The sequence below is a fragment of the Pseudoalteromonas sp. MMG013 genome, from assembly GCF_018100885.1.
GTDB classification, from domain to species: Bacteria; Pseudomonadota; Gammaproteobacteria; order Enterobacterales; family Alteromonadaceae; genus Pseudoalteromonas; species Pseudoalteromonas aurantia.
Window position 1 is genome coordinate 1 of record NZ_JAGJEE010000028.1, and the last position, 25,671, is coordinate 25,671.

The following is a 25,671-nucleotide window of genomic DNA, read 5'->3' on the forward strand; positions in this document are numbered from 1 at the left end:
CAAATGCTTCTGAAGCAAGCTCACAAAAGGTGAGGTTGTATTGGTTGAGAGAAAAGAAATTGTATTTGTTCAAGCGTGCTGAGTTTACGTTCTTAAAGAGTTGGAGTTTTACTGATACCTTATCACTTGCTACCTAAGCTCTATGGCCCTAAAGATAAAAACTCGACCCCTTACTTTTATAGAGCTAAGATAACAGAAAGGTCTTAAATGTCTCATTAGTTTATCAATTAGCCGCTTCTCACTTTTTCTAATAGAGTACCTATTAATCAGCATATCACTTTCTATTAAATAACGTTCATTTTTTAGTGTTTTGTTTTATAAGTTTTTTATCAATTCTAGATGCGGTTACATTTGAATTTATAGGCTGTAGCTAATGTGTTTAGGAGAGGAGGTTATTAAATTAAGTCGGTGAAATAAACCGCTTTGAGAAAGCCTAAAGATGTTAGGTCATATCGCTATTTGCCTCCCCATTTTGCAGCTTCACCTATTTTTATGACAAATATTTGCGATTTATATCTAACTGTATATACTCACAGTAAATGATACTGTATGGAAAACCAGTTGTATGCGACCTCTGACAAAAAGACAAGAACAAGTATTTGAACTCGTTAAAGTATTTATTAAAGATACAGGAATGCCACCAACACGTGCAGAAATTGCAGATGCATTAGGCTTTAAAAGTGCAAATGCTGCAGAAGAGCACTTGAAAGCACTAGCAAAAAAAGGGGTTATTGAGATGGTCCCTGGAGCAAGTAGAGGAATTCGATTAGCTGTCGAAGATGAAGCTGAGCAATTAGGTCTCCCTTTGATTGGTCGGGTTGCTGCTGGTGAACCCATTTTAGCACAGCAACATATCGAAACGCATTGCCAAGTCGATCCGTCTTTATTTAAGCCTGTGGCCGACTACTTATTGCGGGTTAATGGGATGAGTATGAAAGATATTGGTATTATCGATGGAGATTTACTAGCAGTACATCGTACTCAAGTGGCTGAAAATGGCCAAGTAGTTGTTGCCAGAGTGGATGAAGACGTAACTGTAAAGCGCTTAGAGAAAGCAGGTAAACGTGTTTTATTACACGCAGAAAATGACGACTTTTCAGCGATTGAGGTTGACTTGGAGCATGAGTCTTTTGCAATAGAAGGCTTAGCAGTTGGTGTGATAAGAAATGGTAATTGGATGTAATTACATCCAATAGCATCAACTTCATGAAGTAAAATGGTGAGTTTATCTCTAAATTCACCTGTTTCACTTAGATTTTAATTCTATTGTGCCAAATAAATTCAAACACTTCCCCTCTAGTTGTTTAAAAACACCTTAAAACTTGCAAATTGCTTATTTATTGACTAATTAGTTAATAGTCACGCAGTTTAGCATTCGACGAAAGTCGCAGCTCATGACAGTCATCCGATAATAAAAACACCATGCGCATTTTAGTGAAAAGGTCATTTACTAGCGCAAAATAAAGGGGCGTCACATGAAAGCATGCCATGCGTTTGTAAGCTTATTCGTTTTATTACTCTCGTTTAGTGCGACCAGTAATAGTGCTTACAATATGCGACAAGGAGTGACAGACATAAGTCAAAATGTCTATCAACTCCATATGACTATCTTCCTGATATGTTGTGTTATAGGTGTCATCGTTTTTGCGGTGATGTTTTGGGCACTCATACATCACCGAAAATCTAAAGGCGCTATTGCAGCTCAATTTCACGAAAGTACCAAGGTAGAAATTCTTTGGACTGCGATTCCATTCGTTATATTGGTCGTAATGGCTATACCGGCTACTAAAACGTTGATAGCGATGGAAGATGCTAGTAAAGCAGATTTAACCATTAAAGTGACCGGCTCTCAATGGAAGTGGCATTACGAGTACATGGGCCATGATGTAGATTTTTACTCTGTACTTTCCACACCAAGAGAGCAGATGAATGATAAGGAAGAAAAAGGTGAGCATTATTTGTTGGAAGTGGACAAAGCATTGGTTATACCGACCGGAAAAAAAGTACGATTTCTGATGACCTCTGATGATGTAATTCATTCTTGGTGGGTCCCCGACTTTGCAGTGAAAAAAGATGCAAACCCCGGTTTTATTAATGAAGCTTGGACTAATGTAAATGAGGCAGGAATTTATAGAGGACAATGTGCAGAGCTATGTGGAAAAGATCATGGGTTTATGCCAATCGTCGTTGATGCAAGAGCGCCTGATGAATTTGATCTCTGGTTGGCTCAGGCCAAACAACAAAAATCGATAGAAGCGGCAGCAAGTGCTGCATTACTAGATCAAACGTTAAGCAAAGAAGAATTAATGGCCGTTGGGGAGCAAGTTTACATGGGTTACTGTGCAGCATGCCATCAACCAACAGGAATGGGATTACCAGGTGTGTTTCCTGCCTTAAAGGGGAGCCCTATGGTGACAGGTGATTTGCAACCTCACATTGATATTTTACTTAATGGTAAACCAGGAACAGCCATGCAGGCATTTGGGAAGCAACTGTCTATCAAACAAATTGCTGGTGTTATTACCTATAAGCGTAATAGCTGGGGTAATGATACTGGTGAAGTGGTTCAACCTAGTCAAATACAATTAGAAATAGACGCGACTAAGGAGAAAGAACAATGAGTACATTGGTTGAATCTCAAGAGCAAAACCATGAACACCACCATATGCCGAAAGGATTTAAGCGTTGGCTTTATACAACAAATCATAAAGATATAGGATCTCTGTATTTAATTTTTTCTCTGACTATGTTCATCGTTGGAGGGGCGATGGCAATGGTCATTCGCGCCGAGCTATTTCAGCCTGGACTGCAACTAGTCGATCCGCATTTTTTCAATCAGATGACTACCGTGCATGGTTTAATTATGGTTTTTGGGGCTGTAATGCCAGCGTTTACGGGGTTAGCAAATTGGATGATACCAATGATGATAGGTGCGCCAGATATGGCTTTGCCTAGAATGAATAACTGGAGCTTTTGGATTCTGCCATTCGCGTTTTCAATCCTATTAATGTCGTTGTTTATGGAAGGTGGTGGGCCAGCTTTTGGTTGGACATTCTACGCGCCATTGTCGACGACATATAGCAATGATAACACCGCGCTATTTGTATTTGCGGTTCACATAATGGGGATCAGCTCAATTATGGGGGCAATTAATGTGATTGTAACCATAGTCAATTTGAGAGCACCAGGTATGACTTGGATGAAGTTACCGTTATTTGTATGGACGTGGTTAATCACCGCATTTCTTTTGATAGCGGTTATGCCTGTATTAGCAGGTGCTGTCACTATGGTATTAACTGATAAGTATTTTGGCACCAGTTTTTTTGACGCAGCAGGTGGTGGTGATCCGGTAATGTTCCAACATATATTTTGGTTCTTTGGCCATCCAGAGGTATACATCATGATTTTGCCCGCTTTTGGGATCATCTCTACCATTGTTCCAACCTTCTCACGGAAAAAATTATTTGGATATGCCTCAATGGTGTATGCGACTTCTTCAATTGCACTACTTTCTTTTGTTGTTTGGGCACATCATATGTTTACTACTGGGATGCCACTGGCTGGCGAGCTATTTTTCATGTATGCGACTATGTTGATCTCGGTTCCAACAGGGGTGAAGGTATTCAATTGGGTGGCGACGATGTGGCGAGGGTCAATAACGTTCGAAATCCCAATGCTGTTTTCCATTGCCTTTATTGTGTTATTTACGTTAGGTGGTTTCTCAGGCTTGATGCTAGCAATAACACCTGCTGATTTTCAGTATCATGATACCTATTTTGTCGTTGCGCACTTTCATTATGTATTGGTAACCGGTGCCGTGTTCTCAATTATGGCAGGGGCTTATTATTGGCTACCGAAATGGACGGGCCACATGTATAACATTGCCCTTGCAAAATGGCACTTTTGGTTGTCATTAGTAAGCGTTAATGTCTTATTCTTTCCTATGCATTTTGTCGGTCTTGCTGGTATGCCTCGGCGTATTCCTGACTACGCTCTCCAGTTTGCGGATTTTAACGCCATAATAAGTATTGGCGGCTTTGCTTTTGGGTTATCGCAGTTATTGTTTGTTTTGGTTGTTTATAAATGTGCTCGTGGTGGAGAGTCTGTCCCAAGCAAAGTTTGGGATGGGGCTGAAGGGCTTGAGTGGGAGGTTGCATCCCCCGCACCATATCATACGTTCAGTACTCCGCCAGAGGTTAAATAATGGAACACAGTGTCTTATTAAAGAAATTATTGTTGAGTGCGGTGGCAATGTTTGCTTTTGCTTTTGCATTAGTGCCTCTTTATGACGTGTTTTGTGATGTGACGGGCCTTAATGGCAAGCCGAATATGGAGGTGGCTGCGCAAAGCCAACAAATTATCAACTCAAGAACGGTTGATGTGAGCTTTACGACTCATGCACAACAAAGTGCGCCATTTGCCGTGAAAGCGCAGCAGTATATGGTTCAAGTTAAGCCTGGTGAGATGACAGCAGTGACATTTTCAGCACAAAACTTAAGTAAAAGTGCACGAGTTATGCAAGCCGTTCCTTCAGTTTCTCCAGGAAGAGCTGCAAAGTATCTACATAAAATGGCATGTTTTTGTTTTGATAAGCAGGCGTTTGCTGCAAGTGAGCAACTTGAGTTCAAGCTATTATTTTATGTAGACACAGAGTTACCTGTTGATGTGAAAGAGTTAACGTTGTCATACACCGTATTTGATATTAGTGACTCAGCACAAGCCAATATTCATACTGTGACTGCAAGTGCAGTCGCAAGTTAGGAGAGATTCGTGGAACAAAAATATGAAAACTATTATGTACCAGAGCAAAGTCAGTGGCCAATAATCGGCGCAGTCGCGATGTTTTTAATTGCCATTGGTGCTGGTTTGACTGTCATGCAAGCTAATTCCGAAAACACCAGTGGGAGTTATATTTTATATGCAGGGATTGGTGTTTTGATATACATGTTGTTTGGTTGGTTCAAACATGTAATTGAAGAGTCGCAAAAAGGGTTATATTCGGCGCAAATGGATCGTTCATTTCGTCAGGGTATGAGTTGGTTCATTTTTTCTGAGGTAATGTTTTTCTTAGCATTCTTTGGGGCATTGTTTTATGCCCGGGTGTTATCTGTGCCTTGGTTAGGAGGAGCCAGCAATAATGCGATGACTTACGAGGTGCTTTGGCCGAACTTTGAGGCCGTTTGGCCGCTGTTAACTACGCCAGCTGGTGATACCACAAATGCGATGGGGTGGCAGGGCTTACCGTTAATCAACACAATTATTCTTTTAACTTCTTCTGTCACAATTCATTTTGCACATGTCGCTATAGAGCGTGATGAACGAGCAAAACTGAAAGTATTTTTGAGTTTAACTGTGTTACTTGGCGTGGTGTTCTTAGGGTTGCAAGTCGCAGAGTATATGCATGCCTATAATGATCTGAATTTGACATTACAATCAGGGCTTTATGGCAATACATTTTACTTGCTTACAGGGTTTCATGGTATGCACGTGACACTAGGCACTTTGATGTTAATGGTTGTTTTACTGCGTATATTAAAGGGGCATTTGGACTCTAAACAACACTTTGCTTTTCAAGCGGCTGCTTGGTATTGGCATTTTGTTGATGTTGTCTGGTTGTGTTTGTTTGTATTTGTGTATGTTCTATGAGTAATGGTGTGCTATTAAGCGGAAGAAGTTCAAATAGTGCACTACATAAGATAAGTAAAATCACAAACACAGAGTAAATAACCCGGCGCCCGAGGTAAAAAGACATAGGTTTATTTTCTTGAGTGTTAGAGACCATTAAATAAAGTGCTCTAAATAGGTTGAATAAGATAAATAATAATAAAAATACGATAACAAGTTTAATCAACATTTAGAGGCCTATATGCAAGAAGTGAGTCGTTACAAGCTTAGTTCAATTTTGGCGACATTGGCAGTAATACTTATTGTTACTGTGTGTTTATTGCTCGCGCGATGGCAATGGTTAAGGGGGGAAAATAAAGAATCACTACTCAAGCAGGAGCAGGCACACTTAGCCGCGCCGAGGTCTGATTTAAGGAAGTTTCTGGTCACGTCACCGGATCTGCTTCATAGTGCAAAAATAAAAGTTGTGGGGCATTTTGTACAGGGGAATATCTGGTTTTTAGATAACAAAGTTATTGAAGGTCAAACAGGATATGACGTGGTGACCCTATTTGACGCCAATAACCTTAATGGAATGCTGCTTGTTAATTTAGGGTTTGTGGCAGCACCTGCATCTAGAACATTACCTTTATTGAATTTGCCGGATGAGCAAATAGAGCTTAACTTACAGATTAAGAGCAAGGATATTCAAGGTTTTACGCTAGCATCACAGCCAGCAATGGATATTAATCAGCCTAATTTACTTCAATATATCGATCTATCTTATTTTTTGAATATTACTGGGTTAAGTATATATCCATTTTTGACGTATCAAGTAGGTGCTCAAGCAGTCGTTGGGCAACCGCATTATCAAGCTGTAGTTATGTCTCCTCAAAAGCATCAAGCCTATGCGTTGCAATGGTTGTTAATAGGTATATCCGCTGCTGCAATTGGATATTTTATGTTGAAAAAAAAGGAAGAAACTCAATGAAAAATAAACCAATGTGGTTATTTCTATGTTGCTGTAGTGTGCCATTTTTGCTTGCTTATATTGCAGTGTCTTTTAATTGGTTACCTGACCGTGTAACAAATAATGGAAAGTTCGTTGAGGGTGAGATTTCTATTGCAGGTTGGCAACAAGAGCCTGGCGTACTTTGGACCATCGCTTTAAATGCACCGATTCATTGTACACGAGCATGCACTCATCAGTTAAATGATTTAACTAATACGTATACAGCGTTAGGGAAAAATAAAAAACGGGTCAGTTTGGCTATTTTAGGGAGAGAGACAGGTGATAGTAAGATGCTGACATATCCTAGTTTGACCGAACTGGAGGCTGGTAAGTTGTATTTGATAGACCATCGAGGGCTTGTAGTGTTGGCATATGATCATAGCTTTGATGCTCAAGAAAATCGTATGAATCATAAAGGAATGTTGAAAGATCTGAAGAAGTTGTTGAATTATGCAAGAAGTAGTTAGGGGGGAGTATGCAATATAATTATCGAAAAATAGCACTCTTCGGTTGCTTATTGGCTGCTGTAGTTGTCACGTTAGGTGCATATACGCGTTTAAGTAACTCAGGCCTTGGCTGCCCAGATTGGCCAGGGTGTTATGGCTTTATGTCAGTACCTACATTAGCTGAAGATGTGCTTGTTGCGCAGTCTCAGTTCCCTGAAAGCGAGATTGAACATGAAAAGGCTTGGATTGAAATGATCCATAGATATTTTGCGGCGATTTTAGGGTTACTTGTTCTGTTTTTGTGTGTAATAGCGATTAAGTATAAGCGGGAAAGTCCTTTACCTACAAAGCTTGTTTGTTTATTAACCTTACTCATTTTATTCCAAGGCGCGTTGGGAATGTGGACGGTAACTATGAATTTGCAACCTTTTATAGTGATGGGGCATTTATTAGGGGGCTTTAGTATTTTATCGTTGTTGTCATTACTATACTTTCGCGTTGCAACTAGTTTGAGTCCATTGGCTGACAAGGTATCTCACCGGTTTAAAATGGTACTGTTTGTCTTGGGGATATTGGTTATTCAAATTGCTCTAGGTGGTTGGGTGGCCGCGAATTATGCTGCACCTCATTGTACGGGTCTTCCTGCATGTAACAATATGGAGTTGTTTTCAATTAATAGCTTATTTCATTTACCAATTGGCCAAGAAAATTATGAGTATGGCGTATTACCATTTGAAACGAGGCTGTCTATCCATTTTGTTCATCGATTTTGGGCGCTGGTCACGTCAATTGCGATATTTGTAATGGCTATCAAGCTGTATGCACTCGCAACATCAACAACTTTCAAATATGCCATTCTCTGGGTCGTGGCATTATTGATTATTCAGTTGAGTGTGGGAGCGGCGATTGTATATCTACAATTTCCGCTACTTTTAACCCTCTTTCATAATTTTATGGCAGCTATGTTATTGACTAGCATGGTTAGGTTGTGTTTTTTAATCAAGTACCGATGTGGAGAGGTAGTATGAAAACAGCGGTTATGAATCAAAGTGTGTATGCTTCTTGGTGGCACTCAGTGGGTAACTACATTGCCATTTGTAAAGCGAAAGTAGTGGCCATGTTGGTAATCACTGCTTGGGTTGGTATTGCTTTGGCGCCAGAGATGGATCGCAGTTGGGTATCCCAAATAATGAGTTTATTGGGTATTGGTGCTTTAGCGGCAGCGGCAGCGGCCGTTAACCATGTTGTCGACAGAGAAATAGATCAAAAGATGGCGCGAACGCGACACAGACCTGTCGCGACGGACCGATTAACGGTGCGTGATGCATTGTTATTTTCCTCAGGGTTGACCGTGATAGGAGTTGTTGTTCTTTTACAGTGGAGTAACCTACTGTGTACAGTATTAACGCTGCTAGCTCTTTTAGGTTATGCCGTTGTTTATACCTTATTCTTAAAGCGAGCAACCCCCCAAAATATCGTGATTGGTGGATTAGCTGGTGCGATGCCGCCACTTCTTGGCTGGGTAAGTGAAACTGGGCAGTTAGATGCAGAGCCTTTACTCTTAGTCATGATTATTTTTGCTTGGACCCCTCCACACTTTTGGGCATTGGCTATAGCCCGAAGAAATGACTATCAGCGTGCTAATATTCCGATGTTGCCTGTAACTCATGGTACACAGTTCACGCAACTATGCATGATTGTTTATACCATATTACTCGCACTTATCTGCATTGTACCTTATCTAATTTCGATGTCTGGATGGTTTTATTTAGTGTGTTCAAGTCTATTAAATGGTTGGTTTATCGTTAAAAGTGTGAGTCTGTATTATTGGCCCTCAGATGAGAAAGCGATGGCGCTTTTTCGTTTTTCAATAAGTCATTTACTGCTACTATTTGTCGCTCTTTTTGCAGATAAATGGATTATGTAATGCGTTATATCTTATTTGGGATCGTTTCGGTTTTATTACTTGGGTGCTCAGAAAAACCGGTGGTATCTGATTTGACGGTTCATTATCAACAGCCAAAACTTATCAAACAATTTGCGTTAACAGACCAACATGGCGAAACGTTGACTGAGCAAGATTTACTAGGACAATGGACACTGTTGTTTCTAGGGTATACGAGTTGCCCCGATATTTGTCCGATGACATTGGCGAAACTTGCTCAAGTACATCAACGATTACAAAATAGTGTTCCATTGTCTATTTGGTTTATATCAGTAGACCCGCAAAGGGACACTGTTGAAAAGCGTCAAGCATATATAGACTATTTCAATCACGAGTTTAAAGCGATGAGTGGGCCTCACGCGACATTATTTCCGTTTGTACGTGATATTGGGCTAATTTATGCGATTAATAACAGTGAAGACTCAGAGTATTATGTTGATCATAGCGCGTCGGTGGCATTGATTAATCCAAATGGTGAATTAGCGGCTATTTTCAAGGCTAAATACACGGCAAATGAAATTCCATTGATTGATGTTGCTACGCTGATCTCTGATTTTAACCTTATTGCAATGTAAGAACAGAAATACGGGATAATGTGCTTGAATTATAGTGCGCGTTTTTTCGGTATTTATAGCTAACACGCTAATTATTTTTACCTTTTTTGTATTAACTTTTATGGCATTTTTTACATCTGCGTCTAAGCTGAGTTTATAAATATAAATTTACAAGGACAGTGCCCTGCATATGTTAAAACTTTCACCTGAGTTGACGATAAGTCAAGTTGAAGATTTACATCAGCAGTTGCAGCAAGAACTGCATGTAGAGCATGACGTTTGTATTGATATTTCTGAAGTCTGTAGAGCTGATACGGCGTCAATTCAATTGCTTTGTGCGTTACAAAAACATCTCCAGAACATCAATCATCAAATAGTCTGGCACGGGCAAAGTACTGCGTTTACTAATGCAGTCGATGAGTTAGGGCTAGTACAATATTTAGCCCTAGATAGTGTTAATTAAGAGGTCAGTATGAAAAAGATTTTGGCTGTAGACGATTCTGCATCAATGCGACAAATGGTCGGATTCACATTAAAAAAAGCGGGTTTTGATGTAACTGAGGCTAAAGATGGCAGTGAGGCGCTTAGTATTGCAAAGCAGCAGGGGTTTGACGCCGTTATATCTGATGTGAATATGCCTGTGATGGATGGTATTACGTTAATTCGAGAACTGCGCTCGCTACCTAATTATAAATTCACCCCATTGTTAATGTTGACTACTGAATCGGGTTTAGATAAGAAAACCGAAGGTAAAGCAGCAGGGGCTACAGGGTGGATTGTTAAACCGTTTAACCCGGAGCAGTTGTTAGCGGTATTAAAAAAGGTTATTCGTTGATCTAGGAGTGCCTTATGAGTATTGATTTAAGTCAATTCTTTGAAGTTTTTTTTGAGGAAAGCTTTGAAGGGTTAGATGCAATGGAAGCCGAGTTACTTAATTTAGAACCAGGCGCTGAAGACTCCGAAACGATCAATACAATTTTCAGAGCCGCACATTCTATTAAAGGTGGCAGTGGCACTTTTGGCTTTACGTCAGTGTCCGATTTTACCCATGTTTTAGAAACACTTTTAGATCAGATCCGTGATGGGCAACGTCAATTAACTGCTGAGCATGTAAACTTGTTACTCAAATCAGTCGATTGTTTGCGGGCTTTATTGGGGGCACTTCAAGCAGAACAAACACCAGACCTTAGTGAAGCCAATGAACTAAGGTTAAAATTTGAAGTGATTCTCGGTATGAGTGATGGTGTGGCTGAAGAGTCTGTTGAGTCACTTCCAGAGTCTTCAGGAGAGTCTACTTACCAAATTGATTTCAAGCCTTTGCCTCATTTGTTTAAAACCGGTAATGAACCCCTCTACATGATTAGCGAATTAGCTGAACTTGGAGAATTAGAAACCACAGCTTTCTATGATGGGATCCCAAGTATCGAAAATTTAAGTCCAGATGAGTGCTTTTTAAGTTGGCGATTTTTTTTGACAACCATCAAACCTGAATCAGCAATTAAAGAGATTTTTGAGTGGGTTGAAGATGATGCACATATTGAAATTACAATGTGCGGCGGGCTATTTGGTAAGGTCGCCAGTAACGCAGATGTAGAAACAGAAAATGTCAATACTGAGAGTAATATTGGCCTCGAAACGCCATCTCCAAAACCGGTTAAAGCTGAAATTTCAGTCAATTCTCCCGGGAAAAAAGCTGAACCAAAAAAACCATCAGAACAAAGCTCCACGTCTATTCGAGTGGGTATTGATAAGGTCGATTCCCTGATAAATATGGTTGGAGAGCTTGTTATTACACAAGCCATGCTGAGTCAAATCGGAGAGCAGGATATAACAGAGACGACCATTACTTCATTACAGGAAGGTTTGGCGCAGCTTGCTCATAATACCCGAGATCTGCAAGAAAATGTTATGCGTATTAGAATGTTACCTATTAGCTTTGTATTCAGCCGCTTTCCTCGCTTAGTCCGAGATATATCACAGAAACTTAATAAGCAAGTTGAGTTGAAACTGTTAGGGGAACAAACCGAACTGGATAAAACGGTTATGGAGAAAATCTCAGATCCAATGGTGCATTTAGTGAGAAACTCTTTGGATCATGGATTAGAGACTCCTGAGCAGCGAGTTGCTGCGGGCAAAGATCCAGTAGGCACTGTTACCTTAAATGCATTTCATCAAGGAGGAAACATTGTGATCGAAATTATGGATGATGGGCAAGGTTTAAATACAGAGAAAATTAAAGAAAAAGCCATTGCAAATGGTCTGGTGCAAGAATCCGATGAGCTCAGTGCAGATGAAATAAATGAACTTATTTTCATGCCAGGTTTTTCTACTGCAGACGCAGTGAGTGATATTTCTGGCAGGGGAGTGGGTATGGATGTTGTGCGACGAAATATTCAAGCATTAAATGGCTCTGTTGAGGTGTCGTCTGCACCAGATGTTGGTTCAACATTTACAATACGTTTACCGTTAACATTAGCGATTCTTGATGGTCAATTAGTCAAGGTTGCTCAGCACACTTACATTATTCCACTCATTTCAATCGTTGAATCGTTACAAATTGATATTTCAAAAGTCAGTCGCGTTGGCAAAGATTTGGATGTATTGAGGCTAAGGGATGAATATATCCCGATTTTGAGACTCTACGACATTTTTAGCCATCAAGGAGCAATTGAGGAGCTTGATAAAACACTCTTAGTTGTTGTGGAAAGTGACAACCATAAAGTTGGCTTACTTGTTGATGATTTATTAGCCCAGCAACAAGTCGTAATTAAGAGCCTTGAAGCTAACTATCAAAAGGTGGATGGAGTATCGGGTGCAACAATACTTGGTGATGGTCGAGTATCATTGATTATTGATATTAGCGGTTTGATAAAACTAAGTGGTTTAAAGCGGCCTGGATCACAAGAGCTTCTAGTAGAAGCGAAAGCTGTTGAGGTTGCATGATGAATGAACAAGCTGATTTAAACCAACAATTAATTCTAGGCGGTCAACAAGATGAAGATCAGTATCTTACATTTATGATGGCTGGTGAAGAATATGGAATGGATATCTTAGCAGTTCAAGAGATTAGAGGTTGGGAGGATGCCACCGTTATTCCTAATGCCCCAGCGTTTGTTAAAGGGGCGATTAACTTACGAGGGACGATAGTCCCTATTATTGATTTACGGTTACGCTTTGGGATTGAAAGTGTGGCGTATAGCCCTCTCACTGTTGTAATTGTTGTGTCAGTTGAGATAAAAGAACAGCTCAAAGTAATGGGCTTAGTCGTAGATGCGGTCTCGGATGTTTATAGTATTTCTGAGGAAAAGGCCAAAGATGTTCCTGATTTTCAGGATTCCGATAATGCACAATATGTGCATGGCTTAGTAAATGTCGGCGAGAAAATGGTTGTGTTACTTAATTTAGCGAGAGTGTTAGATTTGAGCGCAAATTATATGCAGCATGGGTAAGGTGGAGAGAACATGAGTAATCATAATTTACAGGGGCCAATTAATAATAAATTGATGTATGTTGGCATCGCTCAAATTGCCTGTATTGCTTTGGCATTTAAGCTTATAGGTATTGATCTGACACTGATAAATAGTGCAATGATGTTGGTGCCTATTATTACTGTATTAGCTTGCGTGTTGTATTTGAAGCATTGCTTTAGTCATTATCTCGCTCAACTTGAGTGCGTTGAGCGCGTTTTGCCGTTTTTACAAGTTCAAGAGATAGAAACAATAGCCACGATTGATTTTAGTCATTACTCGCAATTACACCGTGCTTTGACCGCGCAATCAGAGCAGTCCCCTAAATCTGATAAAAGTCATATAGATAGTTTAATTAGAGCCTTGCGAGTGTGCCAAGCAAACATCATGGTCGCTGATACAGATCTTAATATTACGTATCTGAATGATTCAGTAACCCAAATGTTAAAAGATAACGAAGCTAAGTTACAAGAGAGTTTGCCAAGTTTTCGTGTAGATGGCTTAGTTGGCAGGAATATTGATGCATTCCATGTAAATCCCGCACATCAAAGGAGTTTATTAGGGAGTCTGTCTCAGGTATATACGACAAAGATTAAAGTTGCAGGCTTGACGTTTGAGTTAATAGCGACACCAGTATTCAATGATCAGCATGAGCGTATCGCAACATTGGTTGAATGGAAAGATATAACGGAGAAATTAGAGTTTGAGGAGAAGCAGCGAGTGCTGTCCGCACACACAGCTCGTATATCGAGCGCATTAGATGTGTGCCAAGCGAATGTAATGTTAGCCGATCCCGATTTGAATATTGTTTATGCCAATCACTCAGTATTACAAATGTTGACTGCTAATCAAGCACAGCTTAGAAGTGCGCTACCTAATTTTGATGCAAGTAAGTTAATTGGTGAATGTATCGATGTATTTCATGTAAACCCCAGCCATCAACGACACTTATTGGCGAAACTAACACAAACCTACAAGACAGACATTGAGGTGGCTGGCTTTATATTTGGACTGATAGCCACACCGGTATACGATGATAATAATGAAAGACTGGGTACAGTGGTTGAATGGGAAGACAAAACCAAACGTTTGGCTAAAGAGAAAGAAGAGCAAGAACGCGCAAATGAAAATTTACGGGTGAAGCGGGCACTTGATAATGTGGCAACGAATACCATGATTGCAAATGACGAACACAATATCGTCTATATGAACAAAGCTGTTGTTCATATGATGGGCAATGCAGAAAGTGATATTAAGAAAGATTTACCACATTTTGATAGTCGTACTTTACTTGGCTCAAATATTGACATTTTCCACAAGGATCCATCACATCAACGAAGTATGTTAGAGCGTTTGACATCAGTTTATAAAACGGAAATCTTAGTTGGTGGCCGGACATTTGGGTTGGTCGCTAATCCAATTATAGGTGCTGATGGAGAAAGAATTGGTACAGTGGTTGAGTGGAGCGATAGAACGGCGGAAGTAGCGATTGAAGCGGAAGTTAATGGGCTTGTTGTTGCAGCAGGTAAAGGTGATTTAAGCACTAGATTGGAAGAAGCGAATAAACAAGGTTTTTATTTACGTTTAACTCAAGGTTTAAACGAGCTTGTCGGTATTGTTGATGGAGCAGTGTCAGATACGGCACAAATGTTAGATGCGCTGGCCAATGGTGATTTAACACGCCGTGTTAATGCAAATTACCATGGTGCTTTTGACAAGTTAAAGCAAGATGCGAATGCCACTGCTGATAAATTAACCGAGGTGCTCAATCGAATTAATTCTTCCGCGACGCTGGTGGCCAGTGGTGCAGAAGAGATTTCACAGGGAAATACTGATCTAAGTCAAAGAACAGAAGAACAAGCTTCGTCATTAGAAGAAACAGCGTCTAGTATGGAAGAAATGACCAGTACGGTTAGACAAAATGCAGATAATGCAAAAATTGCAAATAGCTTAGCTGAGGAGACATGCGATAAAGCAATGCTCGGTGGTGAGGTTGTTAATCGTGCAGTCTCGAGTATGTCTGCAATAAATGAATCGAGTAAAAAAATAGCAGATATTATTGGCGTGATCGATGAAATTGCTTTTCAGACGAATTTGCTGGCGCTTAATGCGGCCGTTGAAGCCGCTCGAGCGGGTGAACAGGGCCGCGGGTTTGCTGTAGTTGCAGGTGAAGTGCGTAATTTAGCACAGCGGTCGGCTGGTGCGGCAAAAGAAATCAAAGATCTGATCCGTGATAGTGTGGGTAAGGTTGAAGACGGTACAATTTTGGTTAACGAATCCGGAGAAACACTTAAGGATATTGTTGCCTCAGTAAAACGTGTTACGCAGATGATTTCTGATATAGCTGAAGCCTCGGTGGAACAAAGCTCAGGTATTGAGCAAGTGAATAAAGCGGTCACGCAGATGGATGAAATGACCCAACAAAATGCGGCTCTTGTTGAAGAGGCATCTGCCGCAGGTGAGTCGATGGCAGAACAAGCTAACAATATGAAAAGATTGCTTAATTACTTCTCTTTGAATGAGGAGTCAGAGGCCACAACGATGGGGTTATCGTCACAAACGCATTTGGTGCCTGAGGCATTAGCTAATCGCCCACCTCAAGCATCTGCACGTATTGAGCATTCCACTGCAAATGAGGGCGCTAATGCACCCGCAACAGGTAATCAATTTGCAGACAATTCGGAAGAGTGGGAAGAGTTTTAATACATGACATAGCGCTTTCTATTCAATAAAAAAGGAGCCTGTGGGATGCGGGAATTTACGTTTACTGATACGGACTTTAAAGTGATTTCTGAGCGGGTGTATCAAGCATGTGGTATTGTGCTTGGCCCGCATAAAAGAGAAATGGTTTATTCTCGAATTGCACGGCGAATAAGGGCGAATGGCCTAACTTCATTTACTGATTATTTGCGGTATTTAGAAACGCATAGTGATGCTGAATTTAGCCACTTTATTAATGCAATTACAACAAACTTAACGTCTTTTTTCAGAGAGAATCATCATTTCGAGTATTTATCGGAGCAAATTATTCCCTCACTTTTAGAGACGAATAGGGAGTCTCGGCGAGTACGAATTTGGTCTGCTGGTTGTTCTACGGGTGAAGAGCCATATAGCATTGCAATGACTATTATGGATAAGTTTCCATCATCATGGGACGTGAAAATTTTAGCGACTGATTTAGATTCAAATGTACTTAGCAAGGCGCAACAAGGAGTGTATGAACCGGATACTATTACGGGTTTGGCAGCGAACCAGTTGAAATTATTTTTTCTAAAAAGTGCCGATGAAAAGGCATATAGAGTTAAACCACTGTTGCAACAACAGATTTCATTTAAGCGATTAAATTTACTTGAAAACTGGCCTATGAAAGGCCCATTTGATGTGATTTTTTGCCGTAATGTACTGATTTATTTTGATAAGGAAACTAAAGATACGTTATTTAGGCGATATCATGAGATGTTATCACGTGACGGACATTTGTTTATTGGCCATTCAGAAACGATGGGTAAAGAGCATGACGAATTTAAGAATTTAGGTAAAACCACGTATAAGAAGATATGCAATGGATAAGCAGTTTAAGTCAGTCATAAGTGGTTTTGAACATGTTAAGCGCTTTTGGGATTCCGGTCGTTCGATGGTGGTAGCAAAAGTGCTCCCAGGTGAATTTTATGTGTCTAAAAATGATGAATTAATATCGACAGTATTAGGTTCGTGTATTGCGGCGTGTGTGTATGATGATAGATTAGGCATTGGTGGTATGAATCATTTTATGTTGCCAGGAGTGAAAGGCATGGAAGAAATTCATGCTGATGATTTAAATTGTCGATATGGTCACTGGGCAATGGAATATCTTATAAATGAAGTGCTTAAAAATGGTGCTGCAAGAGAGAATTTAAAAATAAAGTTGTTTGGTGGAGGGAAAATAATCCGCTCAATGACTGATATTGGTGTTGGTAATATACGGTTTGCGAATGCTTATATTAAAGATGAAGCGTTAGATCTGGTATCACACGATGTTGGAGGGCCATGGCCTAGAAAGGTGGTGTTTCATCCTCAAACGGGAAAAGCACAGGTGAAAAAGTTGCGTGAAATGCATAATGATACGATAGAAAAGAGAGAAGTTAGGTATCTACATGACATTGAAACGCAAGATGCGAAAACTGATATAGAGTTGTTTTAGGAGGGAGCATGATTAAAGTACTCGTAATTGATGATTCTCCCTTAATAAGAGGGATACTAACAGAGGTATTGCAACAAGCCGCAGACATTCGAGTCGTTGGATGCGCAGAAGATCCATATCAAGCGAGAGAGTTGATTAAAACACTTCACCCTGATGTACTAACACTTGATATAGAAATGCCTAAAATGGATGGCTTAAGCTTTTTAAGAAATTTAATGCGTTTGCGACCTATGCCAGTAGTCATGATTTCGACATTGACTCAGCAAGGATCACCAGCCACGCTTGAGGCACTAGAAATTGGTGCTGTTGATTTTATTGCTAAGCCAAAGGTGAATGTGTCAGAACAGTTACAAGCGTATGCTGATACATTACAAGAAAAGGTCAGAGTTGCTGCTCAAGCACGGATCAGGCCATTTAAGGCGTCAGATCACATTCCTCCAACCATCATAGGAGAGTCACAACAGTACAAAGTCAACGCGATTTTGGCGATTGGAGCTTCGACGGGGGGAACAGAAGCAATTAAAGAAGTATTGATGAAGCTGCCAAAGCATGCTCCTGCTACTGTGATAACACAACATATTCCCCCTGTATTTAGTGCGTCTTTTGCACAACGTATGGATCGTTGCACGAGTGTGCTTGTTAAAGAGGCGGAACATGGAGATGTGTTAGGGCCAGGTAAAGTATTTATCGCGCCAGGGGATAAACATTTAAAAATAGTGAAACGCGGCTCGGTGACGGTCTGTGAGCTGTATGATGGTGATCCTGTGAATCGGCATAAACCTGCTGTGGATGTTTTGTTTGATTCACTGATCCCATTGGCAAAACAAGTGAGTGCTGTGCTTTTAACCGGCATGGGAAGTGATGGTGCAAAAGGGATGTTAAAGTTGCGACAGAACGGAGCAAAGACTGCAGCACAGGATGAAGCGAGTTGTGTGGTGTGGGGTATGCCTCGGGCGGCTGTGCAGCTTGAGGCTGCACAGACTGTTATACCACTTAGTCGAGTAGCCCAGACATTGTTGTCATCAGTCACTAAGTAGAGGTGGCATGTTGGAGTTTAATTGTCGCGATGAGACTTAATAATTACCCATGGCTGCGAGTACCAATAGTATTGACCCGGTTTCCCTTTAATCGGGGCGGTACAGTTATACCTTGAACGACCTAATGTTAGAGCGTGTGAAGAAGTGATGGAGACACTTTTGTCATTTAACCATGTTAGCTCAGCAGTGCCTCCCCCAGATATGAAGCAAGCTAATTGGCTAGTATGGAAGGGCTTGTTGTGGAAGGTGAGTGTGATTACTGGCTTTGATTGTGATGTCACTGAATTATCATATTGCGCAGCTGCGATTGAAAAAGCATTTGAATGTAATTTTGTTTTGAGCGTGTTTAAATCAGCATAAATTCCAGATGCCGGAAAACGTGGGATACGAGTGAAATCAGAGTACATGCCCACAGCCCCAGAATGCTGTCCTATGCCGATATAGCCTAACTCCGCAACAAGTTGTTGTAGTGCAGTGTTAAACTCGCCATAAGGATAAGCTAATAGCTTTGCATTATGCCCCACTTCTTCTTTAATGCGTTGTTCTGACCAGGTGATGTCTTGCTTAATTCGTGTGTACCATACATCATGGGTTTCTCCCGTTAACTTTTTATGGAGATAATCATGTTGTGCACTGTGATTCGCGATCAATGCTCCTCGTTTGGCAAGCGTTCTTAATTCATCCCAAGTCATGACGTAACTTTGTTGTTCGTCAATGAGCTTGGGGTTGACGAAAATAGTATACGGATAGTTAAATTTTTCAAGTAAGGGGGCGGCATCTGTGATGTTGTTATCGTAACCATCATCAAAGGTAATGGCGACCGTGTTAGGTCCTACCGCTAGGCCATGCTTTAGTTTGTGTAAGAGTGTGTTTAATGGCACAACTTTAAAATTATTTTCTTTAAGATATTGAAGGTGTGCTGTAAATGTATCACTACTTACTGAGGTTACAGCGGGCAGCTTTTCGCTGACGTGATGATACTGTAATATTACTGCGGCATACACGCTGCGAGTCATCAACATTGAGGCCAAAAATACAATATGGGTCATTTTCTTAGCAAACATAAGTCCTACCACTTCGCTTTACTTTTACTTGCGGGACCGATGATTTTATCAAATATCTCGGTACCCTTGCTAGGTTTAGTTGATACGGCTGTGATTGGGCATCTCTCAAGTGCCCATTATTTAGCCGGTATCGCTTTAGGATCAGGAAGCATTGCGATTCTATTTTGGTTGGCGAGTTTTTTAAGGATGAGTACAACAGGTGTTATCGCACAGGCATTTGGTGCTAAAGACTTCGTAAGAGTTAAGCAACTCCTGTTAAGCAGCTTATTTTTGTCTCTTATTTTTTCGGTTACGCTTATCGCTTTGAGTCCAGTATTAATGTCTTTGATAGAGGCATTGTCGGGGACGTCACCACAAGTGATGTTACAGGCGAACAGTTATTTTTCTATTCGAATTATGAGTGCTCCCGCGGCACTAAGTAATTTAGTATTACTCGGGCTCATGCTTGGCATGCATTATGGGAAAGGCCCATTTTATTTGGTGTTGTTTACCAATATTGTGAATATTGTTTTAGATGTGGTGTTTGTACTCGTACTAGATTTTGGGGTCGCTGGTGCGGCTTGGGCGTCTGTAATCGCGGATTATAGTGCATTGGTGTTAGCAGTGTGTTTAGTTAAAAAACTATTCGCTCGTCACGGTGTTTCTTGGGGGGGATCCTTGCCTTCCAAGGAAAGTATTGCAGGTTTGTTGACCCTAAATCGTGATATATTTATCCGCTCTTTGCTGTTGCAACTATGCTTTAGCTTCATGACTTTTTATGGCGCGCGATTAGGCGAAACGATACTTGCTGCCAATGCTGTGTTGTTGAATTTTCTCATGCTAGTGAGCTTTGCATTAGACGGTATTGCTTATGCTGCCGAAGCGAAAGTGGGTGCAGCGAAAGGGGAAGGGGATGTTCAACAGTTGCATTTGTGGGTTAAGGTAAGCGTATGGTGGGGAAGTATTTTTGCTATTGGATATTGTGTCTTTTTTGCGATATTTGGCTCAGCTATCATCGGATTACTGACGAATATTCCAGATGTAATTAAGACTGCTAAGCTTTATTTACCATGGCTTATTGTATTACCAATTATTGCTATGGCATGTTTTTTATTCGACGGCGTATTTGTCGGCCTAACACGAGCAAAGGAAATGCGTAACTCGATGTTTATTGCACTCATGGTTGGGTTTTTTGTACCGTTTTATTTAACGATGGAGTGGGGGAATCATGGTTTATGGTTTGCGATGAGCTGCTTTATGGCAACGAGAGGCCTCACTTTGGTTTATCGTTATAAGAAGATATTTGATCAGGGTGCATTGTTGCAATGACTTGTGAAAAGCGATTAGCAAATATACCAAGATAACCCCATGCAGCAAAAAACAGTGCCGGGATTAGCAATCCTAGCCCAATTAGCTGCACCCATGCTTGCTCATAGTAGCCATATGCAATGGCTATACAGCTAAGTGCAAACAGTCCCAAGCCAATAAAAAAGCGCCTGAGACTCAGCTTAGGATGCTGCCCAAGTTTATAAATGATGGCTTTTAACATGGTGCCTTAATAATAAGAGTGTTCACCAGCTTGATGCTCTGTGATATCACGTACCCCGGTGATTTCATCAAATTTTGCTATCATTTCTTTTTCAATCCCTTCTTTAAGGGTAACGTCAATCATTGAACAACCATTACAGCCGCCACCAAATTGTAAAATAGCAATACCTTCTGCTGTGATCTCAACTAGACTGACTTGACCGCCATGATTTGCAAGTTGCGGATTAACTTCAGAGGTAAGCATATGCTCAACGCGTTCATTTAAGTCTGCATTTTCACTCAGCTTTTTAGCTTTTGCATTAGGGGCTTTAAGCGTAAGTTGAGTCCCCATTTTGTCAGTGACAAAGTCAATTTCAGCTTCATCTAAAAATGGCGCACTTTCAGCATCAACTACGGCATCAAAACCGTTAAAGTTAAGGCGAATATCACTTTCCTCAACCGCATCTGCTGGGCAATATGACACGCCGCACTCTGCTTGAGATGTGCCTGGGTTTACTACGAATACACGAATGTTAGTTGCTTCTGCTTGATCGGATAGCAGTTTAGCAAAATGTGATTGAGCTGTTTCTGAAATGGTTATCATAACTGTGACTATTACTTGACTAAATTACTCGGATACTTTGTATGATACTCCCCTCGTCGTGTTGTCGCTAGTGTTGGGCGTAAAAATTTGGCAACTTCTAATTAGACTGTTAGCGTTTAAACAATCATCAGTTTTAAGGTCTTGATATGCGGTTTCTATTTTTTTGTTTGGCAATAGCGATATGTTTGCCTCTTTCGGTGGTGGCTAAGCCACTTCATTACTATTTTCCAGAAGATATTCAATTTAACCCAAACATTCCTAAGCCTAGTGAAGTACTTGGGTATGAGGTTGGGCAATGGCATGTGCGACATGACCAATTAGTACAGTATATGAAAGTGTTAGCTAAGACGAGTGATCGCGTCCAAATAAAAACAATCGGTTACACTCACGAACAACGGCCATTGCTGTTATTGACTATAACGGCACCTGATAAATTACAACGAATTGAAAAAATTCGTACCCAACATTTGGCTCGGTTATTTTCAGAAGGGTCCAGTGTGGACACACCAGCGGTTGCTTGGATGGGATATAGTGTGCACGGTAATGAGCCATCTGGTAGTAATGCGGCATTGCTGGTGGCGTATTATCTTGCAGCGGCGCAAAATGATGTGGTAACAGAATTATTGGGCAACACGGTTATTTTATTGGATCCCTCTCTAAATCCAGATGGTTTAGCGCGTTTTGCTCAATGGGCAAATAGTAATCGAGGTATGAATTTATCAGCGGATCCACAACATAGAGAGCATGTGGAGGCTTGGCCTTCAGGACGCACAAACCATTATATGTTTGACTTAAATAGAGATTGGCTGTTGCTGCAACATCCGGAGTCTCAAGCTCGGGTGTCTGAATTTCATCGATGGAAACCAAATGTTTTAACTGACTTCCATGAAATGGGATCGAATAGCAGTTACTTTTTCCAACCCGGTATTGCATCTCGGACACACCCTCTAACTCCTAAAATGAATGTGACTTTAACTGAGGTATTAGCACAGTTTCATGCTAAGTCTTTAGATGATGATAAGCAGCTCTATTTTACACAAGAAAGCTTTGATGATTTTTATTACGGAAAGGGATCTACTTATCCGGATGCAAATGGCGCTATAGGCATTTTATTTGAGCAAGCAAGCAGCCGAGGTCATGTACAAGACACAATCAATGGACAGCTCAGTTTTGCGCAAACCATAAAAAACCAGTTAACAACCAGTCTGTCGACATTTACAGGGGTAATGGCGAATAAAAAACAACTACTTTCCTATCAACAGCAGTTTTATCAACAGGCAGTCGCTTTGGCAGACAAAGAGAAGTTTGCAGGTTATGTGATATCTGCTGGGCAAGATCAACAAAAATTTGAAACGTTTTTATCGTTGCTGTCACAACATCAAATCGAAGGGTTTACATTACAAAAACCCTTTAAAGTGGCTGGCTACCAGTACCAAATAGGTGATATTTATGTGCCATTAGCACAGCCACAATATCGATTAGTTAAAGCGGTATTTTCGGAACAAAAAACGTTTCAAGATAATACTTTCTATGATGTTTCAGGGTGGACATTAGCACATGCGTTTAATTTGAATTTTGCTAAAGCAGATAGTACATGGGGGTTAAAAGTGAGCGAGCAACCTTGGAATTTGCCTGCAAAGCAGCAATATGAAGTGCTTCCAGATGCGTATGCTTATAGCTTTTCATGGCAACAATGGCAGGCTCCAAAAATGCTGAACTTTTTATTGAAGAATAAAATTGAAGCTCGCGTGGCCATGAAAGCATTTAATGCTATAACCACCTCAGGAGAGCACGCTTTTGCCTCAGGTAGTATCGTAATTCCATCAGGGCTTCAGCAGAATAAGCGTTGGCTTGCACTGTTGAATATGGCACAAACTAAGTTTTCGGTAAAAATTCACCCCATCACTACAGGTTTAACGAGTAAAGGCATTGATCTAGGATCTCGCAATATGAGTGCACTCAAACGGCCAAAGGTATTGCTTGTAGGAGGTGAAGGGACTAGTCAATATGAAGTTGGTGAAGTTTGGTATCATTTGGATAAACATTTAGGTATCGCGCCAACACTTGTTGAGCAAGATAGAATCGCGCAAGTAAACCTCTCAAAATATAGCCATATCATTTTAACAGATGGTCGTTATAATCGTTTGTCAGACCGGGCTAAAGTGTTGATCACTGGTTGGGTTAATAAGGGAGGTGTAATTTGGGGTCATAAAAGAGGCGCAAAATGGTTGCTTGATAGTCAAATGCTAAATGCGAAAAGTGTGAGTAAAAAAGAAATGGCTGAGCAGTTTAATACCAAGGATCTGACTTATGGTGATCAAGATGCACTGGGTGGTAAGCAGCGTATCGCTGGCGCTATTTTTTCTACTGAGCTCGACCTTTCACATCCGCTTTCCTTCGGCTTTGAACGTGCGACATTACCTGTGTTTAAAAACAGCACTTGGTTGCTTAAAGCGCCTGAAAAGCCGTTCTTATCGGTCAGCAAATATGTAGAAAAACCTTTATTGTCGGGCTACGCCGCAGCAGAGAATGTTTCGAAAATAAGCGAAGGTGCAGCAGTCATTGCCCACCGGTATGGGGAAGGTAGCGTGATAGCCAGTACAGATAACCCTGTTTTTAGAGGGTATTGGTACGGAAGTAGTCGCTTACTGACAAATGCCATATTTTTTGGTCACACACTATCGGTTCAAGGGCGTTAATGCGGTAGTAAATGCCCAAACTTGCGCTGCACCCGCTTCTAGACACGCGCGTGCAGCTGCATTCATTGTTGCACCGGAGGTTATAATATCATCAACAAGTGCTACATTAAGTCCCTCCATTGAGCCTTCAACGTAAAATGCCCCTTTAATATTATGCTGTCGTTTATGCCGTGATAAATTACTTTGAGCTTGCGTGTTGTGTGACCTTACTAATGTAGGAATAGGCGTGACTGTATTGAGTAAACAAGGTTGCCATGTTTGACTGACTTGATTAAAACCTCGGGTGGCTAATCGAATTGGATGTAGGGGGATGACGATGGTTAAATCAGGTGCAAAAGCTGCGTGCGACAAACATCCACTAAACTGTTGTGTAATAACTTGTTGTAGCGCTTTTTTATAATAGGCTTTGTGTTGAAATTTATAACCCTTTAACCATACTTTTAATTGGCTCTCATACCATCCACATGCAATCAAACCATTACAATTTGGCAGCGCGAAGTCTCTTTGAATATCAGGACGTAATAGCAAGTTACCCTCACTATGAGCAAATAGCGGCATATCTTCGAGACAATACGGGCATATGACATCATGTGTTGCTAGAGGGGCATGACAACAAATACAGATATTGGGCATAAGCCAATCGATGATTTTCCTGAGTGCCATCGTTACTTTCCATTGTGTTAGCGGTATTATTACAACAAGTTTGGTTGAGAGTTTTTGAAAATGCAAAATGAAGCGGTTCTGTTACATGGCTGGGGTATGAATGCACAAGTATGGCATTATGTAGAACCAGATATACAGGCAGTATATAAAGGGAATGTGCGCAGTATTAACTTACCGGGCTTCGGTGGCGCATGTTCACCTGCTGGTGATTATTCACTTGCAAGTGCCGCAGAATTACTAGCCAAGCAGCTGCATGCAAACAGTGTTTTAATTGGTTGGTCATTGGGTGGATTATTTGCTCTTTATCTGGCAAAGCATTTTCCAGAGAAAGTGAGTAAAGTCATTTTAATTGCATCAACGCCTTATTTTTGTGAGCAACAACACTGGTTAGGGATCAAACCTGATGTGTTGAATACCTTCCAGGTTCAATTACAAAATAGTGCAGCTAAAACCATTGAGCGATTTTTAGCAATTCAAGCGATGGGAAGTGAAAATGCACGGGAAGATATTAAGCATTTACGGGCTTTGCTCGCGGGATCTCCTGCACCGGATAGTCGAGCACTTAAAGCGGGCCTAGAAATATTAAAACAGGAAGATTTACGGGCTGAAATGAGTGTATTACCACAACCTATTTTTGGTTTATTTGGTCGCTTAGATTCACTAGTACCCAAAGGTGTCATTACACAAATTTGCAAGCTTAACCCACAATTTAACTATGAAGTATTGCCTAAAGCATCACACGCACCATTTATTTCACATCGGCAGGAATTTATAACTTTCCTAAAATCAGTACTTTAAAAATTGAATATAAAAATGGTATTAAAATAGCGAAATCGTGCTTTATTTTCATGACTTTTTGCGCAATAATTGACCATATATAAATGTTTCTG

The 25,671-nt window shown here is 40.7% G+C and carries 26 protein-coding genes; 21 read left to right on the plus strand and 5 right to left on the minus strand.

Annotation, left to right across the window (positions count from 1 at the left end; all coding sequences use genetic code 11):
* Nucleotides 1–565 precede the first annotated feature (565 nt).
* From lexA to J8L98_RS19165, 5 genes are all read left to right on the plus strand, one after another.
* Nucleotides 566–1,183: a transcriptional repressor LexA gene (lexA, locus tag J8L98_RS19145; protein ID WP_210997760.1), complete on the plus strand. Its 618-nt coding sequence runs from the start codon at nucleotides 566–568 to the stop codon at nucleotides 1,181–1,183.
* 292 nt (nucleotides 1,184–1,475) lie between these two features.
* Nucleotides 1,476–2,621 carry a cytochrome c oxidase subunit II gene (coxB, locus tag J8L98_RS19150; RefSeq protein WP_210997761.1) on the plus strand — a complete coding sequence of 382 codons (1,146 nt, stop codon included), beginning with the start codon at nucleotides 1,476–1,478 and terminating at the stop codon, nucleotides 2,619–2,621.
* On the plus strand, nucleotides 2,618–4,204 hold the full coding sequence (gene ctaD, locus J8L98_RS19155) for a cytochrome c oxidase subunit I (RefSeq protein ID WP_192506137.1): 1,587 nt from the start codon (nucleotides 2,618–2,620) through the stop codon (nucleotides 4,202–4,204). Before coxB ends, ctaD begins: the two co-directional genes overlap by 4 nt.
* Complete coding sequence (locus J8L98_RS19160; RefSeq protein WP_210997762.1) at nucleotides 4,204–4,761, plus strand: cytochrome c oxidase assembly protein; 558 nt, start codon at nucleotides 4,204–4,206, stop codon at nucleotides 4,759–4,761. The genes ctaD and J8L98_RS19160 overlap by 1 nt, the downstream gene beginning before the upstream one ends.
* A gap of 9 nt (nucleotides 4,762–4,770) precedes the next feature.
* Nucleotides 4,771–5,646, plus strand: a complete 876-nt coding sequence (locus tag J8L98_RS19165; RefSeq protein WP_210997763.1) for a cytochrome c oxidase subunit 3 — start codon at nucleotides 4,771–4,773, stop codon at nucleotides 5,644–5,646.
* Here J8L98_RS19165 and J8L98_RS19170 read toward each other — a convergent pair.
* The gene (locus J8L98_RS19170; RefSeq protein WP_210997764.1) at nucleotides 5,552–5,854 is read right to left on the minus strand and encodes a DUF2909 family protein; all 303 of its coding nucleotides are present in this window, start codon (nucleotides 5,852–5,854) and stop codon (nucleotides 5,552–5,554) included. The genes J8L98_RS19165 and J8L98_RS19170 overlap by 95 nt on opposite strands.
* A gap of 12 nt (nucleotides 5,855–5,866) precedes the next feature.
* Here J8L98_RS19170 and J8L98_RS19175 point away from each other — a divergent pair, with 12 nt between their 5' ends.
* The 13 genes from J8L98_RS19175 to J8L98_RS19235 all read left to right on the plus strand — a co-directional run bounded on the left by J8L98_RS19175 (nucleotide 5,867) and on the right by J8L98_RS19235 (nucleotide 18,245).
* Entirely contained in the window at nucleotides 5,867–6,595 is a 729-nt protein-coding gene (locus J8L98_RS19175) for an SURF1 family protein (RefSeq protein WP_210997765.1), read from the plus strand.
* Nucleotides 6,592–7,083: a transmembrane cytochrome oxidase associated protein gene (locus J8L98_RS19180; protein WP_210997766.1), complete on the plus strand. Its 492-nt coding sequence runs from the start codon at nucleotides 6,592–6,594 to the stop codon at nucleotides 7,081–7,083. The genes J8L98_RS19175 and J8L98_RS19180 overlap by 4 nt, the downstream gene beginning before the upstream one ends.
* Before the next feature lie 8 nt (nucleotides 7,084–7,091).
* Entirely contained in the window at nucleotides 7,092–8,090 is a 999-nt protein-coding gene (locus J8L98_RS19185) for a COX15/CtaA family protein (protein WP_210997767.1), read from the plus strand.
* Nucleotides 8,087–8,989, plus strand: a complete 903-nt coding sequence (cyoE, locus tag J8L98_RS19190) for a heme o synthase (RefSeq protein ID WP_210997768.1) — start codon at nucleotides 8,087–8,089, stop codon at nucleotides 8,987–8,989. The genes J8L98_RS19185 and cyoE overlap by 4 nt, the downstream gene beginning before the upstream one ends.
* On the plus strand, nucleotides 8,989–9,582 hold the full coding sequence (locus J8L98_RS19195) for an SCO family protein (RefSeq protein WP_210997769.1): 594 nt from the start codon (nucleotides 8,989–8,991) through the stop codon (nucleotides 9,580–9,582). Before cyoE ends, J8L98_RS19195 begins: the two co-directional genes overlap by 1 nt.
* Nucleotides 9,583–9,751: 169 nt before the next feature.
* A complete protein-coding gene (locus J8L98_RS19200) occupies nucleotides 9,752–10,024 on the plus strand; it encodes an STAS domain-containing protein (RefSeq protein ID WP_192506128.1) in 273 nt (90 codons plus the stop codon).
* Between the two features lie 9 nt (nucleotides 10,025–10,033).
* Entirely contained in the window at nucleotides 10,034–10,396 is a 363-nt protein-coding gene (locus J8L98_RS19205; protein ID WP_192506127.1) for a response regulator, read from the plus strand.
* A 14-nt stretch (nucleotides 10,397–10,410) separates the two neighbouring features.
* Nucleotides 10,411–12,504, plus strand: coding sequence for a chemotaxis protein CheA (locus J8L98_RS19210; RefSeq protein ID WP_210997770.1), 2,094 nt, complete (start codon nucleotides 10,411–10,413; stop codon nucleotides 12,502–12,504).
* The gene (locus J8L98_RS19215) at nucleotides 12,501–13,010 is read left to right on the plus strand and encodes a chemotaxis protein CheW (protein WP_210997771.1); all 510 of its coding nucleotides are present in this window, start codon (nucleotides 12,501–12,503) and stop codon (nucleotides 13,008–13,010) included. The genes J8L98_RS19210 and J8L98_RS19215 overlap by 4 nt, the downstream gene beginning before the upstream one ends.
* Before the next feature lie 12 nt (nucleotides 13,011–13,022).
* Complete coding sequence (locus J8L98_RS19220) at nucleotides 13,023–15,731, plus strand: methyl-accepting chemotaxis protein (protein ID WP_210997772.1); 2,709 nt, start codon at nucleotides 13,023–13,025, stop codon at nucleotides 15,729–15,731.
* 45 nt (nucleotides 15,732–15,776) lie between these two features.
* Complete coding sequence (locus J8L98_RS19225) at nucleotides 15,777–16,598, plus strand: protein-glutamate O-methyltransferase (RefSeq protein WP_210997773.1); 822 nt, start codon at nucleotides 15,777–15,779, stop codon at nucleotides 16,596–16,598.
* Nucleotides 16,591–17,208 carry a chemoreceptor glutamine deamidase CheD gene (cheD, locus tag J8L98_RS19230; protein WP_192506122.1) on the plus strand — a complete coding sequence of 206 codons (618 nt, stop codon included), beginning with the start codon at nucleotides 16,591–16,593 and terminating at the stop codon, nucleotides 17,206–17,208. The genes J8L98_RS19225 and cheD overlap by 8 nt, the downstream gene beginning before the upstream one ends.
* Nucleotides 17,209–17,216: 8 nt before the next feature.
* A complete protein-coding gene (locus J8L98_RS19235; protein ID WP_192506121.1) occupies nucleotides 17,217–18,245 on the plus strand; it encodes a chemotaxis response regulator protein-glutamate methylesterase in 1,029 nt (342 codons plus the stop codon).
* Nucleotides 18,246–18,262: 17 nt separating this feature from the next.
* Here the strand turns inward: J8L98_RS19235 and J8L98_RS19240 are convergent, their stop codons facing one another.
* Complete coding sequence (locus J8L98_RS19240) at nucleotides 18,263–19,309, minus strand: polysaccharide deacetylase family protein (RefSeq protein WP_210997774.1); 1,047 nt, start codon at nucleotides 19,307–19,309, stop codon at nucleotides 18,263–18,265.
* On the opposite strand from J8L98_RS19240, the gene dinF reads away from it, so the two are divergent.
* Nucleotides 19,286–20,617 (plus strand): MATE family efflux transporter DinF, encoded by a 1,332-nt coding sequence (gene dinF, locus J8L98_RS19245; protein ID WP_210997775.1) that lies wholly within the window; start codon nucleotides 19,286–19,288, stop codon nucleotides 20,615–20,617. The genes J8L98_RS19240 and dinF overlap by 24 nt on opposite strands.
* Here the strand turns inward: dinF and J8L98_RS24935 are convergent.
* Nucleotides 20,562–20,837 carry a hypothetical protein gene (locus tag J8L98_RS24935; RefSeq protein ID WP_225738258.1) on the minus strand — a complete coding sequence of 92 codons (276 nt, stop codon included), beginning with the start codon at nucleotides 20,835–20,837 and terminating at the stop codon, nucleotides 20,562–20,564. The two genes, dinF and J8L98_RS24935, sit on opposite strands and share 56 nt — an antisense overlap.
* A gap of 6 nt (nucleotides 20,838–20,843) precedes the next feature.
* A complete protein-coding gene (nfuA, locus tag J8L98_RS19250; protein ID WP_210997776.1) occupies nucleotides 20,844–21,419 on the minus strand; it encodes a Fe-S biogenesis protein NfuA in 576 nt (191 codons plus the stop codon).
* A 146-nt stretch (nucleotides 21,420–21,565) separates the two neighbouring features.
* Between nfuA and J8L98_RS19255 the strand changes: the two genes are divergently transcribed.
* Nucleotides 21,566–24,118, plus strand: a complete 2,553-nt coding sequence (locus J8L98_RS19255; RefSeq protein WP_210997777.1) for a M14 metallopeptidase family protein — start codon at nucleotides 21,566–21,568, stop codon at nucleotides 24,116–24,118.
* Here J8L98_RS19255 and J8L98_RS19260 read toward each other — a convergent pair.
* Nucleotides 24,098–24,781: a ComF family protein gene (locus J8L98_RS19260; RefSeq protein WP_210997778.1), complete on the minus strand. Its 684-nt coding sequence runs from the start codon at nucleotides 24,779–24,781 to the stop codon at nucleotides 24,098–24,100. The genes J8L98_RS19255 and J8L98_RS19260 overlap by 21 nt on opposite strands.
* A gap of 60 nt (nucleotides 24,782–24,841) precedes the next feature.
* Here J8L98_RS19260 and bioH point away from each other — a divergent pair, with 60 nt between their 5' ends.
* Entirely contained in the window at nucleotides 24,842–25,579 is a 738-nt protein-coding gene (bioH, locus tag J8L98_RS19265; RefSeq protein ID WP_210997796.1) for a pimeloyl-ACP methyl ester esterase BioH, read from the plus strand.
* Nucleotides 25,580–25,671: the final 92 nt, after the last annotated feature.

Bases quoted from the DNA above. Each gene is read 5' to 3' on its own strand.
- lexA (WP_210997760.1), top strand. From the start codon at position 566: ATGCGACCTCTGACAAAAAGACAAGAACAAGTATTTGAACTCGTTAAA.
- coxB (WP_210997761.1), top strand. From the start codon at position 1,476: ATGAAAGCATGCCATGCGTTTGTAAGCTTATTCGTTTTATTACTCTCG.
- ctaD (WP_192506137.1), top strand. From the start codon at position 2,618: ATGAGTACATTGGTTGAATCTCAAGAGCAAAACCATGAACACCACCAT.
- J8L98_RS19160 (WP_210997762.1), top strand. From the start codon at position 4,204: ATGGAACACAGTGTCTTATTAAAGAAATTATTGTTGAGTGCGGTGGCA.
- J8L98_RS19170 (WP_210997764.1), bottom strand. From the start codon at position 5,854: ATGTTGATTAAACTTGTTATCGTATTTTTATTATTATTTATCTTATTC.
- J8L98_RS19175 (WP_210997765.1), top strand. From the start codon at position 5,867: ATGCAAGAAGTGAGTCGTTACAAGCTTAGTTCAATTTTGGCGACATTG.
- J8L98_RS19180 (WP_210997766.1), top strand. From the start codon at position 6,592: ATGAAAAATAAACCAATGTGGTTATTTCTATGTTGCTGTAGTGTGCCA.
- J8L98_RS19185 (WP_210997767.1), top strand. From the start codon at position 7,092: ATGCAATATAATTATCGAAAAATAGCACTCTTCGGTTGCTTATTGGCT.
- cyoE (WP_210997768.1), top strand. From the start codon at position 8,087: ATGAAAACAGCGGTTATGAATCAAAGTGTGTATGCTTCTTGGTGGCAC.
- J8L98_RS19195 (WP_210997769.1), top strand. From the start codon at position 8,989: ATGCGTTATATCTTATTTGGGATCGTTTCGGTTTTATTACTTGGGTGC.
- J8L98_RS19200 (WP_192506128.1), top strand. From the start codon at position 9,752: ATGTTAAAACTTTCACCTGAGTTGACGATAAGTCAAGTTGAAGATTTA.
- J8L98_RS19205 (WP_192506127.1), top strand. From the start codon at position 10,034: ATGAAAAAGATTTTGGCTGTAGACGATTCTGCATCAATGCGACAAATG.
- J8L98_RS19210 (WP_210997770.1), top strand. From the start codon at position 10,411: ATGAGTATTGATTTAAGTCAATTCTTTGAAGTTTTTTTTGAGGAAAGC.
- J8L98_RS19215 (WP_210997771.1), top strand. From the start codon at position 12,501: ATGATGAATGAACAAGCTGATTTAAACCAACAATTAATTCTAGGCGGT.
- J8L98_RS19220 (WP_210997772.1), top strand. From the start codon at position 13,023: ATGAGTAATCATAATTTACAGGGGCCAATTAATAATAAATTGATGTAT.
- J8L98_RS19225 (WP_210997773.1), top strand. From the start codon at position 15,777: ATGCGGGAATTTACGTTTACTGATACGGACTTTAAAGTGATTTCTGAG.
- cheD (WP_192506122.1), top strand. From the start codon at position 16,591: ATGGATAAGCAGTTTAAGTCAGTCATAAGTGGTTTTGAACATGTTAAG.
- J8L98_RS19235 (WP_192506121.1), top strand. From the start codon at position 17,217: ATGATTAAAGTACTCGTAATTGATGATTCTCCCTTAATAAGAGGGATA.
- dinF (WP_210997775.1), top strand. From the start codon at position 19,286: ATGGGTCATTTTCTTAGCAAACATAAGTCCTACCACTTCGCTTTACTT.
- J8L98_RS19240 (WP_210997774.1), bottom strand. From the start codon at position 19,309: ATGTTTGCTAAGAAAATGACCCATATTGTATTTTTGGCCTCAATGTTG.
- J8L98_RS24935 (WP_225738258.1), bottom strand. From the start codon at position 20,837: ATGTTAAAAGCCATCATTTATAAACTTGGGCAGCATCCTAAGCTGAGT.
- nfuA (WP_210997776.1), bottom strand. From the start codon at position 21,419: ATGATAACCATTTCAGAAACAGCTCAATCACATTTTGCTAAACTGCTA.
- J8L98_RS19255 (WP_210997777.1), top strand. From the start codon at position 21,566: ATGCGGTTTCTATTTTTTTGTTTGGCAATAGCGATATGTTTGCCTCTT.
- J8L98_RS19260 (WP_210997778.1), bottom strand. From the start codon at position 24,781: ATGGCACTCAGGAAAATCATCGATTGGCTTATGCCCAATATCTGTATT.
- bioH (WP_210997796.1), top strand. From the start codon at position 24,842: ATGCAAAATGAAGCGGTTCTGTTACATGGCTGGGGTATGAATGCACAA.